The following is a 763-nucleotide window of genomic DNA, read 5'->3' on the forward strand; positions in this document are numbered from 1 at the left end:
CTCTATTACTGGTGTTCCTGCTGGAACGGATATTACAATTACTGCAACTAGTGCTGTTAATGGATCGTGTCAAGATACCTTAATGGTTACTGCGCCTAATTGTGCTTGTCCTTTTATCGATACGCCTACTAACCCTAACAATCCTAGTATTTGTTTTGGAGCAACTACACCTGCTTTAAGTGTTGTACTACCTGGCCCTCCTGCTTTAGGGGATGCTATTAATTGGTATACAAACTCCACTGGAGGTACTGCCTTAGCTTCTGGCCTTAATTATACGCCTACCGATACAGCTATTGGAGTTTACACTTACTATGCGGAAGCTGAAGAAACTGTCTCTGGTTGTGTGAGTTCTAGAATACCAGTAGTTCTTACTATTGAAACACCTGCTAATGCTGGTACAGATGGAGGCATTACTATCTGTGACGATAGTTCTACAACTATAGATTTATTTAGTTTAATCGCTGGTGAAGATACTGGTGGCACTTGGTCGCAAACTTCTGGATCTGGTGGTACTTTTAATGCTGTAGCTGGTACTTTTACACCAGCTGTTGGTGCAACTACTAATACCTTCGATTATACTGTTATTGGAACAAATCCTTGTCCTAACGATGTTAGTACTGCTACTATAAATATTAATCCTGCCGTTAACGCTGGTACAGATGGTAATACAACCATTTGCGATAGTAGTACAACAACTATAGATTTATTTAGTTTAATCGCTGGTGAAGATGCTGGTGGTACTTGGTCGCAAACTTCTGGATCT

1 protein-coding gene is annotated in these 763 nt (G+C 40.5%); it reads left to right on the plus strand.

Annotated features, from left to right (window positions below; genetic code table 11):
• On the plus strand, window positions 1-763 hold a 763-nt coding region (locus ACVC2P_RS00630; RefSeq protein ID WP_452596551.1), incomplete at both ends, for an immunoglobulin domain-containing protein.

The sequence above is a fragment of the Pontimicrobium sp. MEBiC01747 genome, assembly GCF_053601635.1.